The organism is Mycobacterium sp. NPDC006124 (assembly GCF_040614235.1).
GTDB lineage: Bacteria > Actinomycetota > Actinomycetes > Mycobacteriales > Mycobacteriaceae > Mycobacterium.
Map to the genome: position 1 here is coordinate 1 of NZ_JBEXUA010000038.1, position 3,678 is coordinate 3,678.

2 protein-coding genes and 3 pseudogenes are annotated in these 3,678 nt (G+C 62.2%); all 5 read left to right on the top strand.

Features of this window, described 5'->3' with window-relative positions; all coding sequences use genetic code 11:
• A pseudogene (locus ABZ195_RS28565) lies at nucleotides 1-286 on the top strand (hypothetical protein); the annotation flags it as partial.
• 688 nt (nucleotides 287-974) lie between these two features.
• Entirely contained in the window at nucleotides 975-1,379 is a 405-nt protein-coding gene (locus tag ABZ195_RS28570) for a hypothetical protein (RefSeq protein WP_355223250.1), read from the top strand.
• A gap of 147 nt (nucleotides 1,380-1,526) precedes the next feature.
• Nucleotides 1,527-1,660 (top strand): annotated as a pseudogene (locus tag ABZ195_RS28575) (hypothetical protein); the annotation flags it as partial.
• A 154-nt stretch (nucleotides 1,661-1,814) separates the two neighbouring features.
• Nucleotides 1,815-1,970, top strand: a pseudogene (locus tag ABZ195_RS28580) (IS256 family transposase); the annotation flags it as partial.
• 118 nt (nucleotides 1,971-2,088) lie between these two features.
• Nucleotides 2,089-3,573 (top strand): NAD(P)/FAD-dependent oxidoreductase, encoded by a 1,485-nt coding sequence (locus tag ABZ195_RS28585; RefSeq protein ID WP_355223251.1) that lies wholly within the window; start codon nucleotides 2,089-2,091, stop codon nucleotides 3,571-3,573.
• Nucleotides 3,574-3,678 lie beyond the last annotated feature (105 nt).

The following is a 3,678-nucleotide window of genomic DNA, read 5'->3' on the forward strand; positions in this document are numbered from 1 at the left end:
CGCTCGGGCCTTGAACTCCTCGTCGTACTTCTTCGGCATGATGCGAACAACCTTCCCTCGAAAGAAGGTGTGCATCAAACACGGGGTGGTTCAGGATCCACCGCCGCCGCCGGGCGGCGGGGGCTGTATCGCGGGCGTTGGCTGCGGCGGCGGTAACGCCAGCGGTGGCCAAGGCTGCGCCCCCATCAACGGCGTGGAAAGCTGCGGTGGAGGTGGACCCCTCGGCGGATTCGGCAGCATCCCCGGCGTCGGTTCCGGCGGCGGCGGACCGGCCTACACCGGCTAACTCGGCCAACGCCCTGCACAACTATGTACGAACTGACACGACGAAGCCGCTCCGGTATCCCCCTGAGCGGCTTCGTCCTTTCTCGCGAGGGCGTCGGGGTCTCCCTCCCGATGGCCGGCCACCTCGCGGTAGTCGGCCACGGTGGACCGGTCGTGGATGTACACCATGTGGCGTTGCGTGCCCGGGTGTCGACAGCGGAGTCCCAGCGGGGTGCAGGAGTCTCCTTGGCGTATACGCTTGCGCGGTGCAGTTTCGCGCATCGCCGCGGCGGAGGCCAAAGCACGCTCAGGGGCCTGAACGCACCGAATTTGAACGGTTGCGCGCCAGGAAAGCGCCGAGTTACGTTTGCACAGGTCGCCCGTCGAGCGAGGGTTGACGGAACCGATTTGACCGACGTCTTCGTCACCCGCGCCTCGGAGGTACTCGGCAGAACAACAGGCACCAAGAGGTCACGGTGCGGTTGCCGTTCCGATGGCACCTCGTATGCTGGGTCGGGCTGGGCTGAACAGTCCGTCGGTTGAACAGACCACACAGCTCGATGCGGTCAACGATCAGCATGGTTCCGTTCTCGCTGTGCTGGTCGTCTCATCTAGATGACGGGTTTTGCATGGATACTCCCACCAGTAGTGATCCGTCTTCCGCTTTCATTGATTGCCGGGGCGCGGGGGTGAAAGCTCAGATGCGCAGTGTGGCAACCGTCATCAGTCTTACCGGCCGCCTCGATGCGGGGAACGTCGAGGCCGTGCTGGGGCACCTCTGCCGTTTCACCAACATGGGCGGCCCCTTGGTGGTCGATGTCACCGGCGTGCGCTGGCTCGGCGGCGTGAGCGATGGGCGCACCTTCGAGCGTCTGATCTCGACCTTGGGCGCCGAGTGTCATTGGCGTGGTGTCGATTGGATCCTCGTCGGTGCGCCGGCCAGCCGTGACTGGCTCCCGCCCGCCGAGGAATGGCACACCCTGCAAGCGGGTTCGGTCGCAGAGGCGTTACAGCACTTCATCGATGTCGTCCACGCGCGCCGACACATGCCACTGGCCCCATTGGTGGCTGAGAGCCGAAGGGTGCGCATGGGCTTCGGCGGACGTGGCGACTGACGCACTGGCCCCGACGACGGGCGCAGCGCGGCGGCGATGGCCTGGCCTCAGCCCCCAAACCCCACCACCCTGGGGACTTACCCGCCACCGAACACCCGTTCCCACTAGCCCGTCGGTTTAAAGTATGCATATCGGGGAGGCTCCGCGATGCGGAGTGGCGACGCAGGCGTGGATCGGCCGTGGTGTGCGCGCGAACTCTTGAACTGCTCGCGGTCACGCTGCAGCTGCTTCAAGGGCATGACCGACTTACGTTGGACGCCGTGGCCACCACCGCGCGGGCCAAGAGCAATGATCAGAACCCGTGGATGAGCCTTGGCGAGGCGGCGTGAGAGTGGGCGTAGCTTCCCGAGGATGATCTGAAGTCCAAGGTTCTCTGGTCAAGACCGGCGTCGGCGCGCTGGTTGGGAAGGTACGTCCACGCCCACGGTAGTTGACATCACGGAATGCTGCTACGGGAAGAACGACGGTGTCGGTCGGTCATTGCTCGATGAGATCGTCCGCGACGGCGCCCGGTAGATGCTTGCCGCGGCGTTTCAGCCAGAAGTGGCCGCCTACAGCGACGCCCATGCCGGTGAGGTCGACGACGATGGCCCCGATTTTCTTTGTCCCCGGCTCAACCACCCTGACCAACCCGCCCCAGCCCGGCCTCACCGTGGCGCGGGTGGTGCACGCTGGTGAGACGGCGATCAAGCTGTTAACGTCTATTCACATGTCCGAGGTTTTCGATGTGGTGGTTGTCGGTGCGGGGATTTCCGGTATCAGTGCTGCTTGGCACTTGCAGCAGCGTTGCCCGGATAAGAGCTATGTGGTCCTCGAGCGCAGGTCAGACCTGGGTGGTACATGGGATCTGTTCAAGTACCCGGGGATCCGGTCGGACTCCGATATGTGCACGTTCGGATTCCATTTCAAGCCATGGCACTCCCCGAGGTGGACTGTCGACGCGGCGTCGATCAAGAACTATCTGCGGGAAACCGCGACCGAGAACGGAATCGATCAGCACGTCCGATTTGACACCGCGGTTCTGTCTGCCGACTGGTCAGACGGCGACCGGCGCTGGACCATCAGGATGCTTCGAAACGGGCAAGAGACCGAGATCGAGGCGCAGTTCCTTTTCATGTGCAGCGGCTACTACAACTACGACGAGGGTTATCGACCGAAGTTCCCCGGCGAGGAAAACTTTGGGGGAACAATCGTGCATCCTCAACACTGGCCCGAAGACCTGGACTATGCGGGCAAGGACATCGTCGTCATCGGCAGTGGCGCTACTGCAATCACCCTCATCCCGTCGATGGTCGACTCGGGCGCCGGCCACCTGACGATGCTGCAACGGTCACCGACGTACATCGCATCGCTGCCAAACGTGGACCCTGTCGCCGCCCAACTCATCAAGTGGCTACCGGTCAAGCACTCGGACTTCGTCAACCGCTGGAAGAACATTTCTCTTGCGGTGGCGCAATATCAGTTGGCGCGCCGCTTCCCGCGCACCATGCGCAAAGCGATGATCGCCTGGGTTAAGCGCCAGCTACCCGCCGGCTACGACGTGGACAAGCACTTCACACCTAAGTACGACCCTTGGGACGAGCGGGCGTGCCTAGCCCCTGACGGTGACTTCTTCAAGGCAATCCGGAGCGGCAAGGCCGGTGTGGTCACCGATACGATCGACCACTTCACCAGGACGGGGATCGAGCTTTCTTCGGGTGATGAGTTGACCGCCGATGTAATCGTGACTGCAACCGGTTTGAACATGCGACTCTTTGGTGGCACCAAGATCTCTCGTAACGGTCAGAGCGTCGACGTCGCCAAGTCGATGACCTACAAGTCCATGATCCTGTCCGATGTGCCGAATATGGCGTTCACCATGGGCTACATCAACGCGTCGTGGACCTTGAAAGCAGATCTGGTAGCAGAGTTCATCTGTCGCTTACTGAATTACATGGACGCACACGGCTACGAAACCATGGTGGCCCCCCACCCCGGGGAAAGTGTCGAAGAACAGCCCTTCGCCGATTTGTCGTCCGGCTACTTCCAGCGCTCGATTGATCAGCTGCCGAAGGCGGGATCTCGCGGGCCCTGGCAGGTAAAGCAGAATTACCTCCTCGATATCCATAAACTACGCCGCGGAAGAATCGACGACGACGGCCTGCAATTCACGACGCGAAAGTCGCAGCTGGCAACAGTTCCGCTGCGCACTTAGCCTCGATCCAGGGACTGTCAGGACAACGGTGGATCTGATCTTGGTCTGACACGCCGAGCGTGGGCGTGGCGGGAAGGACTGAAGATGTCAGAAACACTCGATCCC